Consider the following 24,625-nt stretch of genomic DNA (forward strand, 5'->3'; position numbering starts at 1 on the left):
CGCGCCATGCAAGCATCAATAATCGGTACCGCCATGGCGCTGTTCCTGCTGATTGCCACACGGGCAGCCGCGACGCCCGACGCTGCCCGCCTTGAGCACCTGCTGACCCAGGACTGTGGCGCCTGCCACGGCCTCTACCTCACCGGCGGCCTGGGCCCGGCGCTGACGCCCCAGGCCTTGGCCGGGCAAAGCCGCGACAGCTTGATCGCCACCGTCACTGACGGCCGCCCCACCCGCGCGATGCCGGGCTGGGCGCCATTGCTCAGCACGGACGACATCGCCTGGCTGGTCGACCGCCTCTTGCAAGGAAGCCCGGCACCATGATCCGCCCTACGCTCTTAACCTTCTGCCTGCTGCTCGGCGCCTGCACCCAGCCACCGCTGCGCGGCAGCGGCGACCTGGGCCTGGTGATCGAACGCGCCAACGCCAGCGCGCAGATCATTGAAACCAGCGGCATGACCACGCTGGCGCGCATTGAGGGCCTGGGCGATCTGTCCCATGCCTCGGTGGTGTTTTCCCGCGACCAGCGCATGGCCTATATTTTTGGCCGTGACGGCGGGCTGAGCAAAGTCGATCTGCTCCGCCTGCGCATTGAAAAACGCATCCTCCAGGGCGGCAACAGTATCGGCGGCGCCATCAGCCAGGATGGGCGCCTGATTGCCGTCTCCAACTATCAGCCCGGCGGCGTCAAGGTGTTCGATGCCGCCACCCTGGCGCTGGTCGCCGATATCCCCGCCAGCCAGTTGCCCGACGGTAAACGCTCGCGGGTGGTGGGCCTGGTGGATGCGCCCGGTCAACGTTTCGTGTTCAGCCTGTTCGACAGCGGCGAAATCTGGAGCGCCGATTTCAGCCAGGGCGACACGCCGCACATCACCCGCTTCACCGGTATCGGCGAGCAACCCTACGACGCCTTGATCACCGCCGATGGCCGTTACTACATGGCCGGGCTGTTCGGTGAAGACGGCATGGCGCAACTCGACCTGTGGCACCCGGAAAAAGGCGTCAAGCGCGTGCTGGCCGACTATGGCCGCGGCCAGGCCAGGCTGCCGGTCTACAAGATGCCCCACCTGGAAGGCTGGGCCGTGGCCGACAACCAGGCGTTCGTGCCGGCGGTGGGCCGCCACCAGGTGCTGGTAATGGACGCGCGCAGCTGGCGACAGAGCGCCGCGATTGCCGTGGCCGGCCAGCCGATCTTCGTCACCGCGCGGCCCGATGGGCGCCAGCTGTGGGTCAACTTCGCCTACCCGGACAACGACCGCGTCCAGGTGATCGACAGTGAAACCCATCAGATCGTCGCCGACCTGCGCCCCGGCCCCGGCGTGCTGCACATGGAGTTCACCGGGCGTGGCGAACAGCTGTGGCTGTCGGTGCGCGACGGCGAACAGGTGCAGGTCTGGGACCCGTATCGCCTGACGTTGCTCAAGACCTTGCCGGCCTTGAGTCCCAGCGGAATTTTCTTCAGCAGCCGCGCACAAAAAATGGGGTATTGAGATGGACCTTGACCTGCTCAGCCAACAGTTGATCGAGCGTTACCAGCACGGCATGCCGCTGTGCGCCGAACCGTACCGGGAAATGGCCCAGGTGCTGGGCTGCGGCGAGGCCGAGTTGATGGCCTGCCTGCAACGCCTGGAACTGGCCGGCGCCCTCTCGCGCATTGGCCCGGTGTTCGAACACACCCGCGCCGGCGCCAGCACCCTGGCCGCGCTCGCGGTGCCGGTCGAGCGCCTGGAACACGTGGCACGGCGCGTAAGCCAGTACCCGGAGGTCAACCACAACTATGCCCGCGAGCACCACTACAACCTGTGGTTTGTATTGACCGGCCCGCATCGCCACCACCTGCAGCAAATACTCGATGAGTTGGAAAAAGACACCGGCCTTACCCCGCTGGATTTGCCGATGCTCACCGCCTACCGCATCGACCTGGGCTTTTCCCTGGGGGCACACCCGTGATCACGCCCTTGAGCCAGGAACAAATGCTCGACCTGCGCCAATGCCTGGAACGCGGCCTGCCCCTGGTGAAACGGCCCTACGACGACCTGGCCGAGCAGATCGGCGCCCATCACGACCAGGTTTTACAGCAGATGCGCCAATGGCACGAGCAAGGCCTGTTCCGCCGCGTCGGCCTGGTGCTCAATCATCGCGCCCTGGGCTTCGTGGCCAATGCCATGCTGGTGCTCGATGTGCCGGATGCGCTGGTCAATGAAGTCGGTACACGCCTGGGCCGCGCCAACGGGGTCAACCTGTGTTACCAGCGGCCACGGCGCTTGCCGCAGTGGCGCTACAACCTGTTCTGCATGGTGCATGGCCGCGAGCGCGAGGCTGTCACCGTGCATATCCACGCGTTGCTGCACCAGCAACAACTCAGCGACCTGCCCTACCAACTGCTGTTCAGCACCCAGGCGTTCAAACAATGCGGCGGGCGATTTGCGCCGCCGCCTTCACAGGTATGGGCCCATGGATGATCTCGACCGCCGCTTGATCAACCGCCTGCAACGCGGCTTGCCGCTGGTGCGCCAACCCTGGCGGCAACTGGCCGAGGAACTGCACAGCCACCCCGGTGAGTTGCTCGACCGCCTGCATGCGTTGCTGGAGGACGACGTGCTGACCCGCTTCGGGCCGATGTTCGATATTGAACAGCTTGGCGGTGCCTTCACCCTGGCCGCGCTGGCGGTGCCCGAGCCACGTTTCTACGCGGTGGCCGCGCAGCTCAACGCACTGGCGCAGGTGGCCCACAACTACCGCCGCGATCACCGTTGGAACATGTGGTTTGTGCTGGCCTGCGCCAGCGAGGCGGAACTGGCCGCCACCCTGTCTCGCATCGAGGCCCTGACGGGGCTGGCGGTGCTCAACCTGCCGAAGGAGCAAACGTACCATGTCGGTGTGTATTTCCCAGTCTGAAACCCCGCTGGCCCTGCGCCTGATCGCCCTGACCCAAAGCGGCCTGCCGCTGGTGGAAGACCCCTGGGCGTGGCTGGCCGAGCAGTTGGGCCTGGGCGTCGAGTCGACCCTTGACCTGCTCAAGCGCCTGCAGGCCGAAGGCGCGATCCGGCGCATTGCCGCGGTGCCCAACCACTACCGCCTGGGCTATCGCCATAACGGCATGACCGTCTGGGACGTGGCCGATGAGCAGATGCCGCGCCTGGGCGAATTGATCGGTGCGCAGCCGTTCGTGAGCCATTGCTACCGCCGCCCACGGCGCGTGGATTGGCCGTACAACCTGTTCGCCATGGTGCACGGGCGCAGCCGCGAAGAAATCGACAGCTACCGCGAGCACCTGCGGTTTTTGCTGGGGGATGCCTGCCGCACCGACGAGATGTTGGTGAGCAGCCGCATCCTGAAAAAAACCGGCTTGCGCCTGCCCCCCTCGCACTAGAAGGAATGCCCCATGCTGCGGATCAGTCAGTACCTGCGCACCCTCGCCGGCCAATGCGCGCCACCCCGCACCCCGGCTCCCGGCAGCCCGCGCGCACCGGTGGTGATCTGGAACCTGTTGCGCCGCTGTAACCTCACCTGCAAGCACTGCTACGCCACCAGCGCCGACAGCGTGTTTCGCGATGAGCTGGACACCCCGGCGGCGTTGCGGGTGATCGATGACTTGCACGCGGCCGGCGTGCGCGTGTTGATCCTCTCGGGTGGCGAGCCGCTGCTGCGCGAAGACCTTTTTGAACTCAGTGCCTATGCGCGAAAGCTGAAGTTTTTCGTGGCGCTGTCGAGCAACGGCACGTTGATCGACGAGGGCAATATCCAGCAGATCGCCGACGCCCGCTTCGACTATGTGGGCATCAGCATCGACGGCCTGGAAGCGACCCACGATGCCTTCCGCCAGATGCCCGGCAGTTTCCAGCGTTCGATGCATGCCATTGGCCTGTGCCGCGAGGCCGGGATTCGTGTGGGTCTGCGCACCACCCTGACCCAGGCCAACCATGCGCAGTTGCCGCAATTGCTGGCATTGATGCGCAGCCACGACGTGCAAAAATTCTACCTGTCGCACCTCAACTACAGCGGCCGCGGCAAACGCAGCCGCCAGCTGGATGCGCAACGTCAGATGAGCCGCGACGCCATGGCACTGATTTTTCGCCAGGCCTGGAGCGACATTGAAAACGGTGTGTACAGCGACTTTGTCAGCGGCAACAACGACGCCGACGCCATCCTGTTGCTGCAATGGGTGCACCAGCATTTGCCCGAGCATTACCCGCAGCTCGAACACCTGCTGCATGGCTGGGGCGGCAATGCGTCGGGCAGCGGCATCGCCAATATCGACAACACCGGCGAAGTGCACCCGGACACCTACTGGTGGCAGCACTCGGTAGGCAATGTGCGCCACACGCCGTTCCGCCAGCTCTGGCTGGAGCAGCCCGACCCCTTGCTGCTGCGCCTGCGCGAACACCCGCGCGCCATCGGCGGGCGCTGCACCGATTGCCGCTGGCTGGCGATCTGCAACGGCAATACGCGCACCCGCGCCTGGGCCGATGGCGACCTCTGGGGCGCGGACCCCGGTTGCTACTTCACCGATGCCGAAATCGCCCGCCAGCCGGCCAACCTGATCCCTTGCTCGACCACCCAGTGACACAACCGGGGGCCGCCCAACCTGATGATGAACCAAGGATGTCTCATGCCAACGCCCACACCCTTACCCGCCAGTTTGCACAGCCCCTTCCACCCCGGCGAAGTCGCCCTGGTCGGCGCCGGGCCCGGTGACCCACGCCTGTTGACCCTGCGCGCCTGGAGCCTGTTGATGCAGGCCGACGCGGTGGTATTCGACCGGCTGATCAGCGCCGAGCTGCTGGCCCTGATCCCCTTGAGCTGCGCCCGCCACTACGTGGGCAAGGCCAGCGGTTACCACAGCCTGCCCCAGGCTCAACTCAACGAACTGCTGGCCGAGCTGGCTGACGAGGGCCAACGCGTGGTGCGGCTCAAGGGCGGCGACCCGTTTATTTTCGGGCGCGGCGCCGAAGAGCTGGAGTACCTGCTGGCGCGGGACATTCCCTGCCAGGTGGTGCCGGGCATCACCGCCGCGGCCGGTTGCAGCGCCTATGCCGGTATCCCGTTGACGCACCGCGACCTGGTCAACTCCTGCCGTTTTGTCACCGGCCATTTGCAACGCGATGGCGCGTTGAAACTGCCCTGGGCCAGCCTCGCCGAGCCGAGCCAGACCCTGGTGTTCTACATGGGCTTGTCGAACCTGGCGCTGATCGCCGAACACCTGGTGGCCGCCGGTTTGCCGGGCGACACGCCGGCGGCGTTGATCAGCAATGGCGCGCGCGCCGACCAGCACGTGGCCCGGGGCACCTTGCGCCAGTTGCCCACCCTGGCCGCCGACTGTGAGCCGGGCGTACCCACCCTCACGGTGATCGGCCAGGTGGTCAACCTGTTTGCCGACGCCGCGCTGCACTACCCGGCCAGCCTGGCGGCGCCGCGCCGACCGGTGACGGTATGAAACGCCTGCTGCTGGTGCCGCTGCTGTGGGCCGGCGCCGCCCACGGCACACCCGCCGAGGACTACCAGCGCTATTGCGAAGGCTGCCACGGGCTCAACCGCATCGGCGCCACCGGCCCGGCGTTGCTTCCAGAAAGCCTGGGGCGAATCAAGCCGGACGAGGTCCGCAAGGTCATCGCGCAAGGCCGCCCGGCCAGTCAGATGGCGGCTTTTTCACCCCAACTGAGCGCATCACAGATCGACGGCCTGGCGAGTTTTCTGCAACAGCCGCCCGTCACGCCGGCGACCTGGAACGAGCCGGACATCCGCGGCAGCCATCGCCTGCTGGCCGACCTGAGCCAACTACCGACCACGCCGCAACACCCGGCCGACCCGCTCAACCTGTTTGTGGTGGTGGAATCGGGCGACCATCACATCGACATTCTCGACGGCGACCGCTTTACCGTCCTCGACCGCTTTGCCAGCCATTTCGCGGTACACGGCGGGCCCAAGTTTTCCCCGGACGGGCGCTTTGTGTACTTCGCCTCGCGGGACGGCTGGATCAGCCTGTACGACCTGCACAACCTCAAGCTGATCGCCGAAATCCGTGCCGGGCTCAACACCCGCAACCTGGCGGTGAGCAAGGACGGCCGCTGGGTGCTGGTGGGCAACTACCTGCCGGGTAACCTGGTGGTGCTCGATGCCCGCGACTTGTCACTGGTCAAGACCCTGCCCACCGGCTCACGGGTCAGCGCGGTGTACACAGCGCCGCCGCGCGACAGTTTTATCGTGGCGCTCAAGGACGTGAATGAAGTCTGGGAATTACCCTACGCCGCCGCGCAGCCGAGCTTCGAACCCCGGCGCATTGCCGCCCGCGATGTGCTCGATGACTTCTCGTTCACCCCGGATTACCGCCAGTTGTTGGCCACGTCGCGCAAGGCCGGTGGCGGCCAGGTAATCGACCTGGACTCCGGCGTGGTGGTCCGCGATATCCCCCTGGCGGGCATGCCGCACCTGGGCTCCGGCACCTATTGGCAACGCGATGGGAAGTGGGTGTTCGCCACGCCGAATATCAGCCAGGGGCAAATCAGCGTGCTCGACGTGGCGACCTGGAAGCCGATCAAGCAGATCCCCACCCTGGGCCCCGGCTTTTTCATGCGCAGCCATGTGCGCTCGCGCTATGTGTGGAGCGATGTGTTTTTCGGGCCGGATAACGATGCGATCCACCTGATCGACAAGCAGACCCTGGAGATCGCACACACCTTGCGCCCGGTACCGGGCAAGACCGCCGCACATGTGGAATTCACCCGCGATGGGCGTTATGTGCTGCTGAGTATCTGGGCCACCGACGGTGCGCTGATCGTGTATGACAGCCAGACCCTCACGGAGATCAAGCGCCTGCCCATGAACAAGCCATCGGGCAAATACAACGTGGGCAACAAGATTGAATTTGCCGAGGGGACGTCTCACTGAGGGCGTCAGGCGGGGCACCGAGTGTTGGGACGCTATCGGGAGCAAGCCCCCTCCCACAGTGGGATCGCGGGGTCTAGGGGGCGGCGAATGCCGCGCACAGCTCATCCACTTGCCGGCGCCCGGCCGGCAGCACGCAGAGGAACTGCGCCGACAATTCGATCAAGCCGTCACGGTCCCACTGCTCCAGCAGCGGCCAGATCGCCGAGAAATACCGGCTGAAGATCAGCCCGTAACGTCGCTCGATCGCCTGGATATCCAGTTCCAGGTCACAGGCCAGGCGCTCGGTCACCTGCTCACGCAGCGCATCGCCGGTTTCGCGCCGCCAGCCTTGGCAAGTCGGCAGTTGGCCGTTGCCCAGGGCCTGGGCGTAGGCGTGTTCGGCGCTGCTGTTTTGCGCACACAAGGTGTCGATCTGGCTGATGGCGCCCAGGCCCAGCCCGATGTGATCGCAATAGCCATGCAGGCTGAAGCCTTCGCAGGTGCGGCTGAGCCGACCGCGCTCCTGGGCCTGGGTGAGGTCGTCGTCGCCACGGGCAAATTGGCCGAGGCCGATGTAGTGGTAGCCGGCTGCGTCGAGACGTTCGAAGGCCAGTTGACGCATGGCGGTTTTATCCGCCTCGCCGCAAGCGGCCTGGTGCGGCTGCGCACGGTAACGGCTGGGCGGTTGGACGTAGTCGAACAGGTGCAGGCGGTCCGGCTCCAGGGCGATCAGGCTGGCCAGTTTCAGCTCGAAACTGGCAAGGGTCTGCCAGGCGCTGCCGTAGCCGAGGTCGACACTCACCGAGCGAAAATCAAACGTGCGCGCCGCGTCGATCAACGACTGGATGGGTGCCGGGTCGCGGTAATCGGCCTGGGGATCTTCGACACGCGCATCGGGCACGCCAATGCAAACGCGGTTAAACCCCAACTCGCGCAGCAGTCCCACAGTGGCCCAGTCGGTGCGGCGCGGGTCGAGGTCGATGCCGTAGTCGCCACGGCCATGCTCAAGCACGTTGAAACGCTCGCGCAGGGCGGTCATCAGGGCCTGCACATCCTCAATCGGCGCCGCCCCGCGCCACTGCAAATAGTCCACCGGTTGGCGCCGGCCCAGGTGGCAGCCGACCAACTGGATTTCCTGGGCCAGGCTGCGGCGGTAAGCATCGCTTGGCGGGCTCGCCGGCCAGTGCAGGTTAAGCGCCAGTGGGCGTTGACACTGGCGGCTGCCGCGCAAGGCGCGCAACACGTCGAGGGAACCAACACCGGCGTGGAACCTGCGTCTGTCGGCCTGCCCATTCAGGTCCAGCACGCCTTGGGCCTGGGGTGCGCGAGCGAGTGGAATGACAGTGTGCATGACGGACTCCGGATCAGGCGACGGTGAGCCATTGTCCGGTGCGACGCCACGGCGCACCTTGATATGCATCAAGGGCGCTACCAGGTGAGGTAGAACATGCTCTTGGCCAGTAGCACGATGGCGACCATATGGCCGAACAGGCTCAGGTGCACCAGACGGATATAGCGCGCGCTGACGCTGCCCCAGCGCATGCGCGCCATGGTCAGCAAAAAATGCGCGAGCACGCTGGCGGCCAGGACCAGCTTGAGCGTCAACAAGGTGCCGAATGAGGAGGCCCAGGGGGCGGCGAGCACGGGCCGGTAACGCAACCAGACCATGCCGAGCCCCGCGCCGAACAGCACCAGCAATACCCAAGGCATCAGCGCCCGGGCGCGCCGACCGACACCCTGCTCCACCAACACCATCACGCGGGCCGGCAACAGCCGGTGCAAATGCCCCAGGATCAGCACCTCGAAAAACACCGTGCCGATAAAAATCAGCGCAGCAAACAGGTGGGCCAGAAGAAACAACAGATAAAGCATGATGGCCTCGCAGGTCGCGCCGGGCCTCCAGTGTGAGGGCCGGCGTCAGCGTGCGCCTTGATGCCGGTCAAGGCACCGGCAGCCAACCGCTGAAACCACCGCGCGCCGCCAGCGGGCACCAGGCGAAGTCCCCCTCCGAGGGCGGCAAAGGCCGTTGTTCGGCGTGGGTGGGCGGGGCGTTTTTCCAATCGAACACCTTTAGCCCTTTCCAGGCGAGCACCACGCCATGGGCCGGGCTGTCATCGGTGTTGGCCCAGCACGCAGCGGCGGCGGCCATGAAGGCTTCGATCGGTTCGTCGTCGACCTGCATGCGATACGACGAGCCGAGCAGCCAGCGGCAGACGTTCAGGTGGTAGGTCCAATCCGCGCCGGCCGGTTGCGATAGGCCCAGGTCATGAAGCTGCGAAACAGGTTCAAGCCGTCGGGCGGGTCGAGCTTGAGCAAGGCCGGGCAGATGTCGAACAGGCTGTGCCAGTACGGCAACAGGCGTGCATCCAGGTGCACGAAGCTACGGGCATTGCTTGGGTATTCCGCCCGCGCCGGTTCCGCGCGCGGGCGACGGGATGCCTTGTTCACCAAGTGACGGGCACCTGCAGGCAATTGAGGGTTCATAACATGCACTCACAGTCGTGACGATAGAACGCCGCCTGATCACAGGAGGCACAGGGCACACGTCAGAATGCGGGTGAAGCGCGGGGGTTGGCCGAGGGCCAGGCGTAACGCGGCGGCGCCTTGTTGCGTTGGGCACAGGCACGGCGTGGGGTTTGCCCCAGGCCCAGCAGCCAGGCCAGGCCGATCAGGAACACCAGGGCGACGGTCAAGGCGGCGCACACCGGGCAGGCAAAGTAGTTCGAGATGTTGCTGGAGGCTGCGTCGTTTAACCCTTTGTCGGAAAGTGGCGCCTGTTTACCGCTCACCGAACAGAACGCCCCACCGATCCCGTTGAGCTCCTGGCCCATCATCCGGCCATGGCCCAAACCGCACGCGAACAGGTTCATCAGCACGCAGAAGTACAGGGTCCATGCGATCAGTGAACGGTCGGGGTGGCTTGAATTCATGGCGGCGACTCTACCACCGAAGCCGCAAAGGGACGAAACGCAGCGCGCCCCTGTGGCAGAACGTCGCAGATTACGCACGCAGGCCTGGGTTGGTAGACTGGGCGCCCTCCTCGTTTACTCCTTTTCAAAGCCTGATGTGTAGATCCAGAGCAATGCAGGCGTTTCACAGGACGCACAGTTGATGAGTACGTTATTCACCCGCCGCAAGGTCCTCACCGGCATGAGCCTGCTGGGTCTGGGCCTGCTGGCCGGTTGTGACAACAGCCCCCGATTGAACTTCAAGTACGGCAAGGACTTGAGCGACAAGATCATGGGCCGCACCTTCAAGCTCAAGAACACCGAGGGCGACACCGTCACCCTCAGTTCCTACCGTGGCCTGATGCCGGTGGTGTTCTTCGGTTTCACCCAGTGCCCGGCCGTGTGCCCCACCACACTGGCTCGCGCCGCCCAGGCCAAGAAGCTGATGGGCCGTGACGGCGAGATCATGCAGGTGATTTTCATCACCCTGGACCCGGAGCGCGACACACCGGAAATTCTCGACAAGTACGTCAAGGCCTTCGACCCCAGCTTCGAAGCGCTCTACGGCACCCCGGAAGAAATCGCCGTGGCCGCCAAGGAGTTCGGGATCTTTTATGAAAAAATCCCCGCCGGCGACACCTACACCCTGTCGCACACCGCCACCAGTTTTGTCTTCGACACCCGTGGCAACCTGCGCCTGGGCCTGCAGGCGTCCCTTACCGCTAAAGAGTGCGCAGAAGACCTGCTCACCGTCATGGAGGTCTGCTAATGACTGCCGTTCAACACCTCAAGCGCTTGACCTTAAGCCTCGCCCTGCTGGGTTTCGCCGCACACGCCAGCGCCCAGGTGCAAGTGACCGACGCCTGGGTACGCGCCTCGGTGCCGGGCCAGCCATCCAGCGGCGCGTTCATGACCGTCACCGCCGACAGCGACAGCAAATTGCTGCGTGTGGCCTCGCCGGTGGCCAAAGACGTACAGATCCATGAAATGAGCATGCGCGACGACGTAATGCGCATGGGCCCGGTGGACTCGGTTGCGCTGCCGGCCGGCAAAGCGGTCAAGCTCGACCCGAACGGTTATCACGTGATGCTGATGGGCCTGACCGGGCAGATCAAGGAAGGCGACCAGGTGCCACTGACCTTGACCGTGGAAAACGCCAAGGGGGAAAAACAGACGGTTGACGTGACTGCAACCGCGCGTGGGTTGGATGGCATGGACCATAGCCAGATGCACTGACACACAACGGTTCAACTGTGGGAGGGGGCTTGCTCCCTACCACAGGTATCCAGGCCCTCAATCCACGATAAATAGCTTCGCCCCAACGCTCGTCGAAGAGCGATGCGCCTCCATGTCATTGCCCACCTGGTAACTCATCCCGGCCGTCAGCGTGAACCGGCGACCGTCTTGCAACTCCGTGTGCAACTCGCCTTCCAGGCACAACAGCACATGCCCACGCGTACACCAATGATCGGCCAGGTAGCCTGGGGTGTATTCCACTGTGCGTACGCGGGTGGTGCCGAAATGGCGGGTACGCCATAGCGCGCTGCCCGTGACGCCGGGATGAACGACGGGGTCGACGGTGGACCAGTCGGTGGTACCAAAGGGGACAGCGGTGAGGTCCATGGGTGCTCGGTCGTCAGTTAGCGTGGTGTGAGGCTAGCCGCCCCGAGCGATGGGCGATAGGCACAGATGGCAGGGTTTTTTGGGATACAGGCGGTGGGGACTTTTCGGAGTTTGCGCCGACAAGGATCTAGGCGCCTCGCGTGATCTATCCGTGTGTAGTTACAAGTCTTTCTGGCAGCTCTTCGATGACTGGGAAGCCAGCCAGCTCTATCGAAATGTGTTTCGCAAACACGGGGCAAACGGCTGGGAAGTCCCGTTCAGACACAAATTGGAAACCGAACTAACCACCAAGGATTTAATGCTGTTAATGGGCACCCTCCATCGTTTTCCGGGACAGTGGCTGATTGTCAGCCTGATTTATCCGCCTAGGCGACCGACAGCAGGCGATCAGCAAATGGCTCTGTTCTGAGAGGTAGAAGCCCTTTTTGCGCGATAGCGGGTATTCACGCACATCCAGCACCTTGTCGATCCCGGCCTGCTTCAGGCGCGCGATGAAGGCATTGATACTGAGGCCCTCATAGCCTGCGGTGTAAAGGTTTATGCAGATTCTCCTGGAGTCTCCCGGCGCGATTAAGGGTAAAAAACGCCGGGACTATATCATCGGTGACAATGGGTCAGGCTTTGAGAATGACGGGCGCAGCAGAAGGTTTACGGTCAAGTGTGCGGACGGACGCGGTTCGCCAGTAGCATGGTTACATCCTCTTGATTGCACCTCGACGGAGGGCACTTTTTGTTCGCCCCGTCGCCGATTTTGGTCAGCGGCGGGGTTTCGCAGCACTACACACTAGAATCAACCTGCACAGTCATCAGACCCGCAGGCGGAGCCCGCCTGCGTCTCGATTTATGGCTGCTATGCGTGGGAGACCTTCCGGTCTGCCGGGGGTGATTCTTCCTGGTCTGCAAACCCGCGCACAGCTGCCACCCAGACTGTATCGCAGCGGCAAGGTGGTCGTCCTTTTTGTAGCGCCTCCATCGCGGCCTCGCCAAAGCTCGAGCGCTCACACCGATGGGCTCCTGCGTCGTTGAAAGAGTGCCTTACGCACTTAGTCGCTTAGCCATCGGGATACACGCCAACGTCAACCCCGAGGGCGAATGGTAAATAGCCTGCCGCTCGCCCACATATCCACACGCCCGATAGAAGCTCGCGGCATTCAATGTCGCATCCAGCACCACTTCCTTTATCTCCAATGCCCGCGCAACGTCTTCAAGGTGGTCAAGCATCGCCTTGCCGTACCCGCGCCCGATGAATTGCGGCAGCACAAACAACGCGCCCACTTCGTTGTTGGCAAGGTCGAGCATGCCGGTGGCAACAGGCTCATCGTCTATCCAGCCCAGGTAGAACGGTTTATCCATCAACGCGCTGTAGCCATCCTCGGCCCGGCCTCGGGTCCAGAGCGCCATTTGCTCAGCGGTGTAGGCGCCGATGCATTGGCCGCGTATGGCTTCGCGGCGGATGTTGAAAGCGGCATCGGCATCCTCGGGTGTGGCGCGTTTTATTTTCAGCAAGGGGTCCTTCCTTTATCTGTTTTTGGTGCCCTGTCGGTTTGTATTTATCATATGGCCTTTCCCTCCCCCCCAGGAACCCGCATGCCCGCCCTCACCCTGCGCAACGCCCTCCCCGCCGACGCCGCCCGCTGCTTCGAGATTGAAACCAGCGCCTATGAAGGCGACGAAGCCGCGACCCTGGAAAAAATCGCCACGCGCATTGCGCAGTACCCGCAAGGCTTTCTGATTCTGGAAGCCGACGGCGAGGTGGTGGGGTTTATCAACAGTGGTTGCGCCCACGAAGTGGTGATGTCCGACGAGGCGTTCAAGGAGTTGGTGGGGCATGCGCCCGAGGCGCCGAATGTGGTGATCATGTCGGTGGTGGTCGACCCCGCGCATCAGCGCAACGGCTACGCCCAGCGGCTGATGAGCGAGTTTGTGCGGCGCATGCAGGCGCTGGGCAAGCGCACGATTCACTTGATGTGCAAGGCGCGGCATGTGCCGTTGTACGAACATATGGGCTACACCTATGTGCGGCCTTCACCCTCGGATCATGGCGGCATGGCGTGGCATGAGATGGTGATGGCGCTCTAACAGACGGAGAGTTCGTAATGACCGCACCGATTATTGAAATCAGCGACCACGCCAACCCCGACGCCGAGCGCGTGCTGGGCAGTGGCTTGGCCGCGTTCAACGAAGGTGTCACCGGCTACAACGACCGCCTGCCGCTCACCGTGTTGATCAAGGACCCCGAGACCCGGCAGGTCATCGGCGGCATCACGGGTAAAACCACGCTGGGCATGGCCTTTCTCGACCTGTTCCACGTGCCCGCCACCCTGCGCGGCACAGGCCTGGGCAGCCGTTTGCTGCAAGCCTTTGAGGACGAAGCCCGGCGCCGAGGCTGCCTGAATGCCGTGCTGTACACCATCAGCTTCCAGGCGCCGGGGTTTTACGAGAAGAACGGCTGGGTGCGGTTCGGCGAAATACCCTGTGCGCCAGAGGGCAGCAGCCGGGTGTTTATGTCCAAGCGGCTGTAACGGCGAGCGGAAAAGCGCGTTACTACCAGCTCCCCGAAGCCCCGCCGCCGCCGCTGGAACCGCCACCACCAGAAGAGCTGTTGGAACTGCTGGAGCTCGAGCTGGAATCCGAGCTTGAGCTAGAGCTTGAGCTTGAATCCGAATCCGAACTCGACCCCGACCCGCCGCTGGTCTTGATGAAGATGAACAGCGCCGCAAACGAGGCGATGGGGAATGCAAACAGCCAGCTGTTGCGCCCTAGGTCCATCAGCGTTCCCGCCGCTACATACACCGCCACCGCCGCCAGCAACCGCGCGATAAAACCCGCGCGGCTTTGCTTCCAGGCCGCCCGCATGACCGCGAACAGCACCAGGTACAGCCCCAGCACCACCAACACACCCAGCGGATACGCCAGCCAATGGCTGAAATTGACCTCGGCGAACTGATGATTCACCACAACCAGGCCCAGGATGTAGGCCAGCAACCCGATGACGCCATAAAACACCGCGCGCGCCAGCCACAACGCGCCGAACGTCGCGCCGCCGATCAGCATGACCAGCGGCATCACCAGCAGGCACAAAAGCCATTCGCTACCACCGCCAAAAATCGCCAGCAACAGCGTGACCGCCACTGCGGCAATCAAGGCGCGGCGCCAATGCAGCTTGCCGGCGGCGAGCAGTACACCGCCGACGGCGCCCGCGATAAATGCCAGCAGCATCGCGATGATCTGGGGGTTTACCCCAGGTTTGGCGACCTCGGGCAAGTCGCCGCCGTCCACCAGCATGACCAGGTCATCGACGCCCTGGCTGATGCCGCCCGCATAGTCGCCCTGACGAAACGCCGGCTTGATGCGTTCTTCAATGATGCGGTGGGACAACAGGTCCGTGACGGTGCCTTCCAGGCCATAGCCCACTTCGATGCGCACCTTGCGATCATCCTTGATCACCAGCAGCAGAATGCCGTCGTCGACGTCCTTGCGCCCCAGTTTCCAGGCGCGGAACAGTTGGTTGGTGTACTCCTCGAGGTTCGCGTCGCCGAGGGTGGGCACCAGCAACACGGCCACTTGCGCGCCTTTGCGCTGCTCAAGGGCGGCGAGTTGGTCTGCCAGACGGGTGGTGGTGTCGGCATCCAGCGTGTTGGTCAGGTCAATCACCCGCTGGTCGAGCGCCACGCCAATGGGCGAAGAGCCAGCCTGGACGGTGCTAAACAGGCTGGCGCACGCCAGCACCAGCGAGACTCAAGACAGATTGCCGCAACCACCGCATCATGTTTGTTACCTGAAGTGTCTTCCTGAAGGCGCCGACTGTAACCTATCAGCGCTATAACGCGTGACCCAAAGCGGTCGGCTATCTAAACTGCGCCACATCCAGCAATACGCCAATACGTCGAGATCACCATGGACTTACGCCACCGCAACAACGTCAACGTGATGGGCAACGGGACCTCGACCCTGGTGTTTTCCCATGGCTTTGGCTGCAACCAGGCCATGTGGAATTACCTGGCGCCCTCGTTCAAAGAGCGTTTTCGCGTGGTGATGTACGACTTGGTAGGCGCCGGTCTTTCCGACCTCAAGGCCTTCGATAAAACCAAGTACGGCGCGCTGGACGGTTATGCCCGCGACCTTAACGAGATCATCGACGCCTATGCCGAAGGCCCGGTGATTCTGGTGGGGCACTCGGTCAGCGCGATGATCGGTGCCCTTGCCGACCGCCTGGTGCCGGGACGTATCGCGGCGCATGTGATGATCGGCCCGTCGCCGCGCTATATCAATGCAGACGGCTACGTGGGCGGTTTCAAGCGCAGCGACATCGACGAACTGCTCGACACCCTCGACGGTAATTACCTCGGCTGGTCCAGCGCCATGGCCCCGGTGATCATGGGCGCGCCTGACCAGCCCGCGCTGGGCGTGCAGTTGACCGACAGCTTCTGCCGCACCGAACCGGACATCGCCAAGCAATTCGCGCGGGTGACCTTCCTGTCGGACAACCGCCAGGACGTGATCGGCCTGACCACGCCGGTGCTGATCCTGCAATCGAGCGACGACCTGATCGCCCCCATCGCCGTGGGTGAATACCTGCACAGCGTGTTGCCCAACAGCACCTATTGCCTGGTGGACAACGTCGGCCATTGCCCGCACATGAGCGCGCCGCAAGCCTGTGCGGCCGCCATGGCCGCTTTCCTCGCGCCCTGGATGGCCGCGCGTGTCGGCTGAAGTGTTCGACAGCGCCGCCTGCGCCCTGGTCGTCACCGCCGAGGACGGCACCATCCTGCAAGCCAATGCGCGCTTCAGCGATTGGCTGGGGTTCAGCCTCAGCGAGCTGTGCAGCCGGCGCTTCCAGGACCTGCTGACCATGGGCGGGCGAATTTTCCACCAGACCCACTTGGCGCCCATGCTGCGCATGCACGGCAGCGTGACCGAAGTGAAGCTGGACATGCTGCACCGCGACGGGCACAAGGTGACCGTGCTGCTCAACGGTAACAAGCGTGAACAGGCCGACGCCGTGGTGTACGACCTGGCGCTGTTCGGCACCACCGACCGCGACAAGTACGAGCGCGAACTGCTCAACGCACGCAACCTGGCCGAAGCCCTGCTGCAGGAAAAAACCGCCACCGAAGCTGCGCTGCATCAGGCCCAGGCCGAGCTGAAAGAGGCCTATTCCATCTCCCAGCGCCGCGCGCTGTTTGCCGAGCAGATGGTGGCGATTGTCAGCCATGACTTGAAGAACCCCCTCACGGCCATCCGCCTGGCCTCGGACTTTCTCAGCCGTGGCGAGCGCACCGCCAAGGAGCGCCAGTTGCTTGGGCAAATCGGCCTATCGTCCGAACGCGCCCAGCGCATGATCGCCGACCTGCTGGACTTCACCCAGGCCAGGGTCGGCCACGGCATCACCATCAAGGCGGCACCGTTGGCGCTGCATCAGGTGATTGCCCACGCGGTGGACGAACTGCGCGTGGCATTCCCCAAGGCGACGCTGGTGCATCACGCCGAAGGCCAGGGCGACGCCTGCCTGGACGCCGACCGCGTGCAGCAGATCATCGGCAACCTGGTGGCCAACAGCGTGGCCTATGGCGACCTGCAACGGCCGATCACCATCACCTCGCGGCTGGGTGGTGGCGCATGCGAGGTGGCCGTGCACAACGACGGCGCGGTGATTCCCGAAGCGCTGCTGGCGGTGCTGTTCGAGCCCATGACCCGGGGCACCGACCAGGGCAGTGAGGTGCGCAGTGTGGGACTGGGCCTGTATATCGTGCGCGAATTGGCCAAGGTGCACGGCGGTGACGTGGCGGTGCGCTCCTGTGCCACGGGCGGCACCACATTTACGGTGACGTTTCAGTACAAATAGGCGCTGCCCTGCATGATCGGTTCCACACTGCCGGTCAACACCACGCCGCCCTGCCCGTCCCACTGCACCGTGAGCGTGCCGCCGTCGCATAGCACCTGCACCGTGGCATCCAACAAGCCTCGGCGGATGCCATTGACCACCGCCGCGCAGCAACATGAGCCGGAAGCCAGCGGCACACCGCCGCCGCGTTCCCAGATGCGCAGGCGGATCTGCCCACGGTCAAGCACCTGCACAAAATGCACGTTGGTCCTGGCCGGGAACAACGGGTGAGTTTCCAGGGCCGGGCCCGCGACTGCCACATCGACGGCGGCCATGTCGTGCACAAAATACGTGCAATGCGGGTTGCCCATGCTGCACGCCGCCGGGTCGCCTGCGATCGCCAAAGTGCGCGTGTCCATGGCCCCGGCCAGCGGCACGCTCGCCCAATCCAGTGAAGGTTCCCCCATGTTCACCGACACCCGGCGGCCCGACTCGCGCACGCAGGTCAGCAAGCCACGGTCGGTGCGCAGCACAATCGAATGGCTGCCGGTTTCATGCATCAAGCGCTCGGCCACGCCGCGGGTGGCGCTGCCACAGGCGGCCAGCGGTGTGCCGTCGGCGTTCCAGAATTTGACGCGCGCGGCGGCGTCTTCGCAGTCGAGCACCACCGCTAACTGATTGAAACCGATGCCGGTGTGGCGGTTGCCCAGGCGGCGGGCGATTGGCGCGGTGATCGGGTCGTCCTGGCCACGACGGTCGACGATGATGAAGTCGTCGCCATGGGCATGCATTTTTACGAACGGCAAGGGCATGGGCTGTCCTGGGATCGACCGGTGGGGAATGGGAGGATACCCTGAAGCCGCCCACTGACCTATCGAAGGATCGCAGCATGCTTATCGTCTTCAGCGGCCTGCCCGGCACCGGGAAAACCACGATTGCCCGCGAGTTGGCGTGCCGGATCGGTGCGGTTTACCTGCGCATCGATGTGATCGAACAAGCGCTGCGCGATGCCGGTATGTTGCCGGGCGCCAGCGGCTATGGGGTGGCGAATGCGCTGGCGCTGAGTAACTTGACGGTGGGGCATACCGTGATTGCCGACTGCGTGAACCCCGTGCGCGAAAGCCGCGCAGCCTTCACGGCAAGCGCAGCAGCGGCAGGCGTTGCGTTGCTCGATATCCAAGTGGTTTGCTCAGACGTCCAGGAACACCAACGCCGTGTCGAAACCCGGGTGAGCGACATTCCAGGGCACACGCCACCCACCTGGCAATCGGTAGTGGCCCATGAGTACGAGGACTGGGACGAGGCGCCAATGACCATCGACACCGCACACATCACATCAGCGCACGCCGTGGAAACCATCACCCGGCATTTGTCTTGTACTCAGAGCACACTCCCCATCGCCTTCATCAACACCAGGTCCCGCGCATAGATATCCGGCGCATACACCAGCCCACCCTCGCGGTCGACTTCGACCGTCCAATACCCCAACAACACCGGCACCGGCGTGGCCAGCCTGAATTCGTGGGTCACGCCGGTGGCCAGCAGTTCATCGGTGCGCGCGCGTTCGGCCGGGCTGACCAGCAGGTCGCGCAGCAGCAACGGTTGCTCGACCCGCACACAGCCGGAGCTGAACGCACGTGGGCCTTTGGTGAACAGGGGCTGGCTGGGGGTGTCGTGCAGGTACACCGAGTACGGGTTGGGGAAACGCATCACGATCTTGCCCAATGGGTTGCGCGGGCCGGCTTCCTGGCGTAGCAGGATATTGCCGGGGCGCGCCCAGTCGATCAACTCGGGCGCCAGCGGGTGGCCTTCGGCGTCGAGTACTTGCAGGTTTTGCTGGCGCAGGTATTCGGGGTTGAGGCGGATGGCCGGGAGTTTGTCCTCGCGCATGATGGTGGGCGGGATAGTCCAGGTAGGGTTGAGGGTCAGCCGGGTAATGCGCGATTTGAGCAACGGCGTCTGGCGTTCTGCTCGCCCCACCTGCAGACGGGTTTGCCACACGGGGATACCGCTCTGGTACACGCTCAGTTGCGCGGCGGCAACGTTGACCAACACGCCTTCGGGCTCCAGGTCCTGTGCCAGCCAGCGAAAACGTTCAAGGTTGATGCGCAGTTGTTCGCGGCGAATCGCCGGGCTGATATTGAGTTCTGCCACGGTGCCGGCACCGATCACGCCGTCCGATTGCAGCGAGTGGCTGAGCTGGAAAGCCTTGACCGCCGCGACCAGTTCGGCGCGGTATTGCCTGTCGCCGCCCTTGGGTTCGCTGGGCAAATAGCCGCCGCTGTAAAGCCGGCGCGCCAGTTCCGGTACGCGCGGGTCTTCCATGCCGGGGCGCAGTAACGGCCCGCTGCCGACCGGGTCCCAATGCGGCAGCGGTTGCTGGCGCACGCTGGCATAGGCGTTGCGCAGGCTGCGGTAAAGATCGGCGCTGGGGCGCGCCTGGTCGAAGGCTTGCGCCATGTCGTGCAGGCCGACGGCGGCAAGGGCCAGCACAGCGGCGTTGGGGTCGCCGGCGGGCGGCTGCGAATGCCACAGCGGTTCGAAGCGCGATTGCTGCAGGCGCCCGAAGTGCAAATCCTGCAGGGCCTGCAGGTAGTGCTGGCTGCTGCCGATATCGCTGCACAGCACGTTTTGCGTGGCGTGTGGCGCAGGCAGGCTATAGTGGGTGGGGTCCAGGCCATCATCGGCGAGCATCAGCAATTGCGTGTGCAGCGCTTGGCGGCGCGTCTCGTCTGACCACAACGGGACATCGCCTTGCTGCTGGTACAGGGCTTGCAAGCGTGCAAGCGCTGGCGCATCGAGATGCTGCGCCAGATCGGGACACACGCTGGGCAACTGCGCCAGGGCCTGTTGCACTGGCGCCAGGTCCAACGGCGCCGGCGTGCTGACCGGCAACGGCTGCACCGGCAGCGCTTCGGCTGTGGCGACCAATGGTGCAACGAGCAAGCAAATGCTCAAGTAACATGCGTGTTTTTTGAACAATGACTTTGCTCCAATCCACAGTGGGGAGTTGTACTGTAGATGCTGACTTTTATGTGCCGCCTCGGCGCGGTCGTCGTACTGGCTATATTGAGCAACTCTGCGCTCGCCGCCAACGGCAATCCTCCGTCCTTGTATAACAGCCTGGCGCGCTCGGCTCCAGAACTCAATCCCACTGTACTCAAAAGCGCCCTGAACGCCATGCAGTGCGCGGTCAGCAATGGTGAGGAACGCTCCGAGCGCCTGGCCGTGATTGATTACTCCCAGCCCTCGACCGCCCGTCGCCTATGGATCTTCGACCTGCGCAAGAAAACCCTCGTGCTGCGTGACCTGGTGGCCCACGGCGCCAAGTCCGGGGAAAACTTCGCCACCCAGTTCTCCAACCTCGAAGGCAGCCACCAATCCAGCCTGGGTTTGTTCCGCACCCAGGAAAGCTACCTGGGCACCCATGGTTATTCGCTGCGCATGGACGGCCTGGAGCCGGGGTTCAATGACCTGGCCCGCGACCGCGCCATCGTGATCCATGCCGCCGACTACGTAAGCCCGTTGTGGAGCAAGCGCGAAGGCCGTATCGGCCGCAGCCAGGGTTGCCCGGCGGTACGCCCGCAGGTGGCGCGCCAAGTGGTGGACAAACTCAAGGATGGGCAGTTCATGTTTTCGTGGTACCCCGACCAGCGCTGGTTGAAGTCCTCGACGTACCTCAATTGCAAACCCCAACAGGTGGCCAGTAGTCGTACAATCCGTGGCGGTTAGCCTGTCCCCACAGATAAAAGAGAGCTTCGAATGCTTCTACATCAATCGACCTGGATCGAGATCGGGCAATTCCTGGAGCGCAGCCGCACGGTGGTGATCCCCATTGGCTCCAACGAGCAGCACGGCCCCACCGGCCTGCTGGGCACCGACTGGATGTGCCCGGAAATCATCGCCCATGAGGCGCAAAAAAACGCCGACATCCTGATCGGCCCCACCTTCAATATCGGCATGGCCCAGCACCACCTGGGGTTTCCCGGCACCATCTCCCTGCGCCCGTCCACCTTTATTGCCGCGATTGGCGACTGGGTGCGCTCGCTGGCCGGGCATGGTTTCGACAAGATCCTGTTCCTCAACGGCCACGGCGGCAACATCGCGACGATTGAAGCGGCCTTTCCGAGCTGTACGCCGAAGCCAGCTTCGCCCGCCGCCCGGCCGGGTTCGCATTGAAGTTGGTGAACTGGTGGGACCTGGACGGCGTCAACGAGTTGGCGCACCGCCAGTTCCCTTTGGGCCATGGCAGCCATGCCACGCCATCGGAAATTGCCGTGACGCAATGGGCCTACCCGGACGCGATCAAGTCGGCCGACTATTCGCCACAAATCGCCAATACCGGGCCGATCCGCGAAGCCCTGGACTTCCGGGCGCGCTTCCCGGACGGGCGCATGGGCTCGGACCCGGCGCTGGCGACGGTGGAGAAAGGCGGTGAATTGGTGGCGTTGGCGGCCGGCGGCCTGGTCAAAGTAGTCGAAAACTTCAGCAACGAAGCACGACCTTAAGTCATACAAAAATCCACTGTGGGAGGGGGCTTGCTCCCTCCCACAGGATGGGTGTGTTACTTACAGTCCTGTGCGGCCAGTTCAAGCCGCGACGGCGTAATGGTCGATGCCAGCGGTTTGCGCTCATACAAAAACACCTTGGCGCCCTCTCCGGCCTTGTAGGCCTCCAGCACATCGTCGGCGGCGATCTTGCTGGTCAGCACCACCCTGGCATGACGCGAATTCTGCGTCACAGTGGAGGTGATGCCGTGTTTTTCCAGCTTGGGCAGCACGCACTGCATATAGGCTTCGGGGGCCTTGCTGGTTTGCAAGGTCAAGGTTGGCGTATTGGGGGCGGACACACAGCCGGTCATCAACAAGGCCGCAGCCGGTACGAAAAAAGCGCGCATGAACAAATCCTGGGTCGAAAAGATAAAGGCCAAAAAAATAAAGCTCACATCAACTTGCGCGAACCAGCGCCTTGAGCGACGCATCGAACTGCTTCAAGGCATCGAGCTGCACATCGCGCTGCTGCTCGATCTGCGCGGCAATCTCCGGCGCGGCCTTGTCGCGTACCCACACCGACGCCACCTGCTTGTGCACCGAGCCTTCGGCCTTGGCGATGTATTGCAGATCGGCGTCATAGAACCGCGCAATAAACCGCGCCTCGACCTCGTCGTTACGCTGGGTCAGTAATTGGTTATGGGTATCGAGCATCACCACCACGTCAGGATGAGCTTGCACAAGAGCATCCAGCGTGTCGTAGACAGTGACGGACGCAAAGGTTCCCTGCAGCGAGTTCATTAACCAATCAATCGCCAGTTCCGGGTCGGAGCTGTTGACGAATGCCTGGCGGATACGCCCGTCGAGGGCATCCTTGGCGCCATTCATAGCCATGGCGTGGTAGCGTTCGAGGTAGCTGAGGTTGTCGCGCGTATTGTCGCTCAACAACACACCCACCGATTGCGCGTGCTGCAAGGAGTTTACGCCAGTGCCAATAGGTAGCAAATGGCCTGTACGCAGATCACCGGCCATGGCCGCGTTGTTCAGCGCCACAGTGCCCAGCATCAGGGCCATCAAAGCCCATTGAATAATCGTCCTCATCGCGCATTTCCTTGAACAGCGTTTCGATGGGGCGATTTTGCGCTTTCCCGGCAAAAACAGAACTTGCGTTACGTGATGGTGACTATTATCTGAAGCGATAGTGTCACGACAAAACCTATAAGGACTTGCCATGAAGCCCCACCAGAAAACCTTCGACCGCATCCGCGAAGCCGTCTTGCCGGAGTACCGTGACCGCGTCGCCGATTACCTGATCGAGTACGAACAGGTGCTGCTGGACGCAGCGGCAGACGCGGACCAGGTCAACGCCAGCGCCCAGCAACTGCGCGGTTACCTGCGCGGCTTGAACACCACGCGGGTGCTGGGCATGGCCGATTGGGAAGACCTGGACCGGCGGGTGGAGCACATCACCGCAAAGGCTACAGCGCCGGACGTGGCTGATTGACCCACTCTTGTACCGAGGGCCGCTGCCATTGCCGCTCGGCGTATTTCACCAGCTCAGGCGGCACCTCGTCGCCATTGAGGATCAGGCGGTTGAGCATCACGGCCAGGTCCACATCGGCAATCGACCACGCGCCAAACAGGTACGGCGGGTTGCCCGCCAACAATGCCTGCGCCGCATTGATCAACTTGCGCGCGGCCGCTTGAGCCTCAGCCGACAGCGGCGGTTTCTTCTGCCCGCAGAACACCACCAGCGTGGAGCGTTCCTGGCGGATCGGCAGCAGATCGCTGCGCAACCACGCCTGCACCTGGCGCGCCCTCGCCCGTTGCTTGGGGTCGGCCGGGTACACCGCTGTTTCCGGGTAGACCGCTTCCAGGTACTCGGTGATCGCCGAAGATTCCGACAACGCGAAGTCGCCTTCTATCAGGGTCGGGACGCGCTGGGTCACAGACAGTCGGGCGTAGTCGGGGGTCTGGTTTTGCGCAGCGTCCAGGTCCAGGGTGACCAGATCGAAGGCCAGGCCCTTTTCCCGCAGGGTGACGAACACTGACATCGCGTAAGGGCTGGTAAACAACGAATCCACATAAAGGCGCAACGGGCTCTGGCTCATGGGCAATCTCCTTGAATGAGCCCTCACGCTACGAGATGTTCGCGGATAAAAACAATGCAGGGTTTTTATGGGGGCATTCCTGCTGGGAATAGCGCACTAGCCGGCAAACCCGCCTGCCGCGAGAAAGGCCCGCTCCGCGGGGGTGGAGACCCTGGCCAAGACCTCGTTGCGATGAGGAAACCGTGCGAAGCGCTCAATGATGTTGGCGTGCTCCTTGGCCCAGTGATACGTGTTTTTATCCAGATGCCGGTTCAGTTCCAGCGAACGCTGCTGGTCGCTGGGGGATTCCGAGTGTTCGAACGGCAAATAACAGAACGCGCGTAAAGACGGTTCGATCTGTTGATCCAGGCCGGCTCCCACCATGCGATGGGCATATAGCCGCGCCAGCGGGTCGGTGGCGAACATATGCGCCGTGCCGCGAAACGCATTGCGCGGGTACTGGTCGAGCAGGATCAACAAGGCCAACGCGCCTTCGGCTGAGCCCAACCAGCTTTCCAGCTCACGCCGGGCGGCTTGCAGGTGAGTGGCGTAGAAGGTATCGCGAAAGCTGGCGTCGAAGGCATCGTCCTTGGCGAACCAGCGTTTGGGGCCGGCGTTTTTCCAGAAATCGATGACGGATTGCGCAGTCTGCATGCTAGGTCCTCTGACAGCGGATGGGCTGACGGTAGCAGAATCCTGGCCGGGCGAAAGCCAAATGGCGACACCTCGCGCCGATTAATGTTATAGGATAACGCCCTCTTTCCGCCCTGCCCTGCGACCTTT

General features: G+C 63.5%; 29 protein-coding genes and 3 pseudogenes. 19 read left to right on the forward strand and 13 right to left on the reverse strand.

Annotated elements, in window-relative coordinates; translation table 11 throughout:
• The first annotated feature begins 6 nt into the window (after positions 1–6).
• The 9 genes from AB4O25_RS06990 to AB4O25_RS07030 are packed head-to-tail and all read left to right on the forward strand — an operon-like array spanning position 7 to position 6,888.
• Positions 7–324: a c-type cytochrome gene (locus tag AB4O25_RS06990; RefSeq protein ID WP_017527311.1), complete on the forward strand. Its 318-nt coding sequence runs from the start codon at positions 7–9 to the stop codon at positions 322–324.
• A complete protein-coding gene (locus tag AB4O25_RS06995) occupies positions 321–1,490 on the forward strand; it encodes a cytochrome D1 domain-containing protein (protein WP_065878742.1) in 1,170 nt (389 codons plus the stop codon). Before AB4O25_RS06990 ends, AB4O25_RS06995 begins: the two co-directional genes overlap by 4 nt.
• Before the next feature lies 1 nt (position 1,491).
• A complete protein-coding gene (locus AB4O25_RS07000) occupies positions 1,492–1,950 on the forward strand; it encodes an Lrp/AsnC family transcriptional regulator (RefSeq protein WP_116077908.1) in 459 nt (152 codons plus the stop codon).
• A 23-nt stretch (positions 1,951–1,973) separates the two neighbouring features.
• Positions 1,974–2,462 (forward strand): siroheme decarboxylase subunit beta, encoded by a 489-nt coding sequence (ahbB, locus tag AB4O25_RS07005; RefSeq protein ID WP_017527308.1) that lies wholly within the window; start codon positions 1,974–1,976, stop codon positions 2,460–2,462.
• Positions 2,455–2,898, forward strand: a complete 444-nt coding sequence (locus tag AB4O25_RS07010) for an Lrp/AsnC family transcriptional regulator (protein WP_017527307.1) — start codon at positions 2,455–2,457, stop codon at positions 2,896–2,898. Before ahbB (AB4O25_RS07005) ends, AB4O25_RS07010 begins: the two co-directional genes overlap by 8 nt.
• Positions 2,873–3,373, forward strand: coding sequence for a siroheme decarboxylase subunit beta (gene ahbB, locus AB4O25_RS07015; protein ID WP_017527306.1), 501 nt, complete (start codon positions 2,873–2,875; stop codon positions 3,371–3,373). The genes AB4O25_RS07010 and ahbB (AB4O25_RS07015) overlap by 26 nt, the downstream gene beginning before the upstream one ends.
• A 12-nt stretch (positions 3,374–3,385) precedes the next feature.
• A complete protein-coding gene (gene nirJ / locus AB4O25_RS07020; RefSeq protein WP_017527305.1) occupies positions 3,386–4,567 on the forward strand; it encodes a heme d1 biosynthesis radical SAM protein NirJ in 1,182 nt (393 codons plus the stop codon).
• Positions 4,568–4,612: 45 nt separating this feature from the next.
• A complete protein-coding gene (gene cobA / locus AB4O25_RS07025) occupies positions 4,613–5,437 on the forward strand; it encodes a uroporphyrinogen-III C-methyltransferase (RefSeq protein ID WP_017527304.1) in 825 nt (274 codons plus the stop codon).
• Positions 5,434–6,888, forward strand: coding sequence for a nitrite reductase (locus AB4O25_RS07030; RefSeq protein ID WP_017527303.1), 1,455 nt, complete (start codon positions 5,434–5,436; stop codon positions 6,886–6,888). The genes cobA and AB4O25_RS07030 overlap by 4 nt, the downstream gene beginning before the upstream one ends.
• Positions 6,889–6,961: 73 nt before the next feature.
• Here the strand turns inward: AB4O25_RS07030 and AB4O25_RS07035 are convergent, their stop codons facing one another.
• From AB4O25_RS07035 to AB4O25_RS07050, 4 genes and pseudogenes are all read right to left on the reverse strand, one after another.
• Positions 6,962–8,218 carry an oxygen-independent coproporphyrinogen III oxidase gene (locus tag AB4O25_RS07035; RefSeq protein ID WP_460150695.1) on the reverse strand — a complete coding sequence of 419 codons (1,257 nt, stop codon included), beginning with the start codon at positions 8,216–8,218 and terminating at the stop codon, positions 6,962–6,964.
• A gap of 77 nt (positions 8,219–8,295) precedes the next feature.
• A complete protein-coding gene (locus AB4O25_RS07040) occupies positions 8,296–8,739 on the reverse strand; it encodes a membrane protein (RefSeq protein WP_017527301.1) in 444 nt (147 codons plus the stop codon).
• Between the two features lie 67 nt (positions 8,740–8,806).
• A pseudogene (locus AB4O25_RS07045) lies at positions 8,807–9,351 on the reverse strand (putative natural product biosynthesis protein).
• Positions 9,352–9,413: 62 nt separating this feature from the next.
• Complete coding sequence (locus AB4O25_RS07050; RefSeq protein ID WP_017527299.1) at positions 9,414–9,797, reverse strand: DUF2946 domain-containing protein; 384 nt, start codon at positions 9,795–9,797, stop codon at positions 9,414–9,416.
• A 181-nt stretch (positions 9,798–9,978) separates the two neighbouring features.
• Between AB4O25_RS07050 and AB4O25_RS07055 the strand changes: the two genes are divergently transcribed.
• Together AB4O25_RS07055 and AB4O25_RS07060 are read left to right on the forward strand one after the other, a co-directional pair.
• Complete coding sequence (locus tag AB4O25_RS07055) at positions 9,979–10,584, forward strand: SCO family protein (protein ID WP_003174593.1); 606 nt, start codon at positions 9,979–9,981, stop codon at positions 10,582–10,584.
• The gene (locus AB4O25_RS07060) at positions 10,584–11,051 is read left to right on the forward strand and encodes a copper chaperone PCu(A)C (protein WP_017527298.1); all 468 of its coding nucleotides are present in this window, start codon (positions 10,584–10,586) and stop codon (positions 11,049–11,051) included. The genes AB4O25_RS07055 and AB4O25_RS07060 overlap by 1 nt, the downstream gene beginning before the upstream one ends.
• Positions 11,052–11,108: 57 nt before the next feature.
• Here the strand turns inward: AB4O25_RS07060 and AB4O25_RS07065 are convergent, their stop codons facing one another.
• Positions 11,109–11,438, reverse strand: coding sequence for a DHCW motif cupin fold protein (locus AB4O25_RS07065; RefSeq protein WP_017527297.1), 330 nt, complete (start codon positions 11,436–11,438; stop codon positions 11,109–11,111).
• A 1,035-nt stretch (positions 11,439–12,473) separates the two neighbouring features.
• The gene (locus AB4O25_RS07070) at positions 12,474–12,944 is read right to left on the reverse strand and encodes a GNAT family N-acetyltransferase (RefSeq protein ID WP_065878731.1); all 471 of its coding nucleotides are present in this window, start codon (positions 12,942–12,944) and stop codon (positions 12,474–12,476) included.
• Between the two features lie 81 nt (positions 12,945–13,025).
• On the opposite strand from AB4O25_RS07070, the gene AB4O25_RS07075 reads away from it, so the two are divergent.
• Both AB4O25_RS07075 and AB4O25_RS07080 read left to right on the forward strand, forming a co-directional pair.
• The gene (locus tag AB4O25_RS07075) at positions 13,026–13,517 is read left to right on the forward strand and encodes a GNAT family N-acetyltransferase (protein WP_017527294.1); all 492 of its coding nucleotides are present in this window, start codon (positions 13,026–13,028) and stop codon (positions 13,515–13,517) included.
• Between the two features lie 17 nt (positions 13,518–13,534).
• Positions 13,535–13,960, forward strand: a complete 426-nt coding sequence (locus AB4O25_RS07080) for a GNAT family N-acetyltransferase (protein ID WP_017527293.1) — start codon at positions 13,535–13,537, stop codon at positions 13,958–13,960.
• Positions 13,961–13,982: 22 nt separating this feature from the next.
• Here AB4O25_RS07080 and AB4O25_RS07085 read toward each other — a convergent pair.
• Positions 13,983–15,207: pseudogene (locus tag AB4O25_RS07085) on the reverse strand (TPM domain-containing protein).
• A gap of 128 nt (positions 15,208–15,335) precedes the next feature.
• Between AB4O25_RS07085 and AB4O25_RS07090 the strand changes: the two are divergent.
• A complete protein-coding gene (locus tag AB4O25_RS07090; RefSeq protein ID WP_065878727.1) occupies positions 15,336–16,151 on the forward strand; it encodes an alpha/beta fold hydrolase in 816 nt (271 codons plus the stop codon).
• Complete coding sequence (locus AB4O25_RS07095; protein ID WP_460150696.1) at positions 16,141–17,283, forward strand: PAS domain-containing sensor histidine kinase; 1,143 nt, start codon at positions 16,141–16,143, stop codon at positions 17,281–17,283. Before AB4O25_RS07090 ends, AB4O25_RS07095 begins: the two co-directional genes overlap by 11 nt.
• On the opposite strand, the gene dapF is transcribed toward AB4O25_RS07095, so the two are convergent.
• Positions 17,271–18,074: a diaminopimelate epimerase gene (gene dapF / locus AB4O25_RS07100; RefSeq protein ID WP_460150697.1), complete on the reverse strand. Its 804-nt coding sequence runs from the start codon at positions 18,072–18,074 to the stop codon at positions 17,271–17,273. The two genes, AB4O25_RS07095 and dapF, sit on opposite strands and share 13 nt — an antisense overlap.
• A 77-nt stretch (positions 18,075–18,151) precedes the next feature.
• Between dapF and AB4O25_RS07105 the strand changes: the two genes are divergently transcribed.
• A complete protein-coding gene (locus AB4O25_RS07105) occupies positions 18,152–18,691 on the forward strand; it encodes a P-loop nucleotide/nucleoside kinase family protein (RefSeq protein ID WP_017527288.1) in 540 nt (179 codons plus the stop codon).
• On the opposite strand, the gene AB4O25_RS07110 is transcribed toward AB4O25_RS07105, so the two are convergent.
• On the reverse strand, positions 18,643–20,244 hold the full coding sequence (locus AB4O25_RS07110; RefSeq protein ID WP_065878724.1) for a L,D-transpeptidase family protein: 1,602 nt from the start codon (positions 20,242–20,244) through the stop codon (positions 18,643–18,645). The genes AB4O25_RS07105 and AB4O25_RS07110 overlap by 49 nt on opposite strands.
• Before the next feature lie 39 nt (positions 20,245–20,283).
• On the opposite strand from AB4O25_RS07110, the gene AB4O25_RS07115 reads away from it, so the two are divergent.
• Positions 20,284–20,994 (forward strand): murein L,D-transpeptidase catalytic domain family protein, encoded by a 711-nt coding sequence (locus AB4O25_RS07115; protein ID WP_017527286.1) that lies wholly within the window; start codon positions 20,284–20,286, stop codon positions 20,992–20,994.
• Between the two features lie 30 nt (positions 20,995–21,024).
• Positions 21,025–21,770: pseudogene (locus AB4O25_RS07120) on the forward strand (creatininase family protein).
• A 56-nt stretch (positions 21,771–21,826) separates the two neighbouring features.
• Here AB4O25_RS07120 and AB4O25_RS07125 read toward each other — a convergent pair.
• Positions 21,827–22,159 carry a hypothetical protein gene (locus AB4O25_RS07125; protein WP_026067221.1) on the reverse strand — a complete coding sequence of 111 codons (333 nt, stop codon included), beginning with the start codon at positions 22,157–22,159 and terminating at the stop codon, positions 21,827–21,829.
• A 49-nt stretch (positions 22,160–22,208) separates the two neighbouring features.
• Complete coding sequence (locus tag AB4O25_RS07130) at positions 22,209–22,853, reverse strand: ATPase (protein ID WP_460150698.1); 645 nt, start codon at positions 22,851–22,853, stop codon at positions 22,209–22,211.
• A gap of 130 nt (positions 22,854–22,983) precedes the next feature.
• Between AB4O25_RS07130 and AB4O25_RS07135 the strand changes: the two genes are divergently transcribed.
• Positions 22,984–23,256 (forward strand): hypothetical protein, encoded by a 273-nt coding sequence (locus tag AB4O25_RS07135; RefSeq protein WP_017527282.1) that lies wholly within the window; start codon positions 22,984–22,986, stop codon positions 23,254–23,256.
• Here AB4O25_RS07135 and yfcF read toward each other — a convergent pair.
• Both yfcF and AB4O25_RS07145 read right to left on the reverse strand, forming a co-directional pair.
• Complete coding sequence (yfcF, locus tag AB4O25_RS07140; RefSeq protein WP_017527281.1) at positions 23,231–23,863, reverse strand: glutathione transferase; 633 nt, start codon at positions 23,861–23,863, stop codon at positions 23,231–23,233. The two genes, AB4O25_RS07135 and yfcF, sit on opposite strands and share 26 nt — an antisense overlap.
• Positions 23,864–23,959: 96 nt before the next feature.
• The gene (locus AB4O25_RS07145; RefSeq protein WP_017527280.1) at positions 23,960–24,496 is read right to left on the reverse strand and encodes a DUF924 family protein; all 537 of its coding nucleotides are present in this window, start codon (positions 24,494–24,496) and stop codon (positions 23,960–23,962) included.
• Positions 24,497–24,625: the final 129 nt, after the last annotated feature.

Source organism: Pseudomonas sp. S3_A03 (genome assembly GCF_054668275.1).

Bases quoted from the DNA above. Each gene is read 5' to 3' on its own strand.
- AB4O25_RS06990 (WP_017527311.1), top strand. From the start codon at position 7: ATGCAAGCATCAATAATCGGTACCGCCATGGCGCTGTTCCTGCTGATT.
- AB4O25_RS06995 (WP_065878742.1), top strand. From the start codon at position 321: ATGATCCGCCCTACGCTCTTAACCTTCTGCCTGCTGCTCGGCGCCTGC.
- AB4O25_RS07000 (WP_116077908.1), top strand. From the start codon at position 1,492: ATGGACCTTGACCTGCTCAGCCAACAGTTGATCGAGCGTTACCAGCAC.
- ahbB (WP_017527308.1), top strand. From the start codon at position 1,974: ATGCTCGACCTGCGCCAATGCCTGGAACGCGGCCTGCCCCTGGTGAAA.
- AB4O25_RS07010 (WP_017527307.1), top strand. From the start codon at position 2,455: ATGGATGATCTCGACCGCCGCTTGATCAACCGCCTGCAACGCGGCTTG.
- ahbB (WP_017527306.1), top strand. From the start codon at position 2,873: ATGTCGGTGTGTATTTCCCAGTCTGAAACCCCGCTGGCCCTGCGCCTG.
- nirJ (WP_017527305.1), top strand. From the start codon at position 3,386: ATGCTGCGGATCAGTCAGTACCTGCGCACCCTCGCCGGCCAATGCGCG.
- cobA (WP_017527304.1), top strand. From the start codon at position 4,613: ATGCCAACGCCCACACCCTTACCCGCCAGTTTGCACAGCCCCTTCCAC.
- AB4O25_RS07030 (WP_017527303.1), top strand. From the start codon at position 5,434: ATGAAACGCCTGCTGCTGGTGCCGCTGCTGTGGGCCGGCGCCGCCCAC.
- AB4O25_RS07035 (WP_460150695.1), bottom strand. From the start codon at position 8,218: ATGCACACTGTCATTCCACTCGCTCGCGCACCCCAGGCCCAAGGCGTG.
- AB4O25_RS07040 (WP_017527301.1), bottom strand. From the start codon at position 8,739: ATGCTTTATCTGTTGTTTCTTCTGGCCCACCTGTTTGCTGCGCTGATT.
- AB4O25_RS07050 (WP_017527299.1), bottom strand. From the start codon at position 9,797: ATGAATTCAAGCCACCCCGACCGTTCACTGATCGCATGGACCCTGTAC.
- AB4O25_RS07055 (WP_003174593.1), top strand. From the start codon at position 9,979: ATGAGTACGTTATTCACCCGCCGCAAGGTCCTCACCGGCATGAGCCTG.
- AB4O25_RS07060 (WP_017527298.1), top strand. From the start codon at position 10,584: ATGACTGCCGTTCAACACCTCAAGCGCTTGACCTTAAGCCTCGCCCTG.
- AB4O25_RS07065 (WP_017527297.1), bottom strand. From the start codon at position 11,438: ATGGACCTCACCGCTGTCCCCTTTGGTACCACCGACTGGTCCACCGTC.
- AB4O25_RS07075 (WP_017527294.1), top strand. From the start codon at position 13,026: ATGCCCGCCCTCACCCTGCGCAACGCCCTCCCCGCCGACGCCGCCCGC.
- AB4O25_RS07080 (WP_017527293.1), top strand. From the start codon at position 13,535: ATGACCGCACCGATTATTGAAATCAGCGACCACGCCAACCCCGACGCC.
- AB4O25_RS07090 (WP_065878727.1), top strand. From the start codon at position 15,336: ATGGACTTACGCCACCGCAACAACGTCAACGTGATGGGCAACGGGACC.
- dapF (WP_460150697.1), bottom strand. From the start codon at position 18,074: ATGCCCTTGCCGTTCGTAAAAATGCATGCCCATGGCGACGACTTCATC.
- AB4O25_RS07105 (WP_017527288.1), top strand. From the start codon at position 18,152: ATGCTTATCGTCTTCAGCGGCCTGCCCGGCACCGGGAAAACCACGATT.
- AB4O25_RS07115 (WP_017527286.1), top strand. From the start codon at position 20,284: ATGCTGACTTTTATGTGCCGCCTCGGCGCGGTCGTCGTACTGGCTATA.
- AB4O25_RS07125 (WP_026067221.1), bottom strand. From the start codon at position 22,159: ATGCGCGCTTTTTTCGTACCGGCTGCGGCCTTGTTGATGACCGGCTGT.
- AB4O25_RS07130 (WP_460150698.1), bottom strand. From the start codon at position 22,853: ATGAGGACGATTATTCAATGGGCTTTGATGGCCCTGATGCTGGGCACT.
- AB4O25_RS07135 (WP_017527282.1), top strand. From the start codon at position 22,984: ATGAAGCCCCACCAGAAAACCTTCGACCGCATCCGCGAAGCCGTCTTG.
- yfcF (WP_017527281.1), bottom strand. From the start codon at position 23,863: ATGAGCCAGAGCCCGTTGCGCCTTTATGTGGATTCGTTGTTTACCAGC.
- AB4O25_RS07145 (WP_017527280.1), bottom strand. From the start codon at position 24,496: ATGCAGACTGCGCAATCCGTCATCGATTTCTGGAAAAACGCCGGCCCC.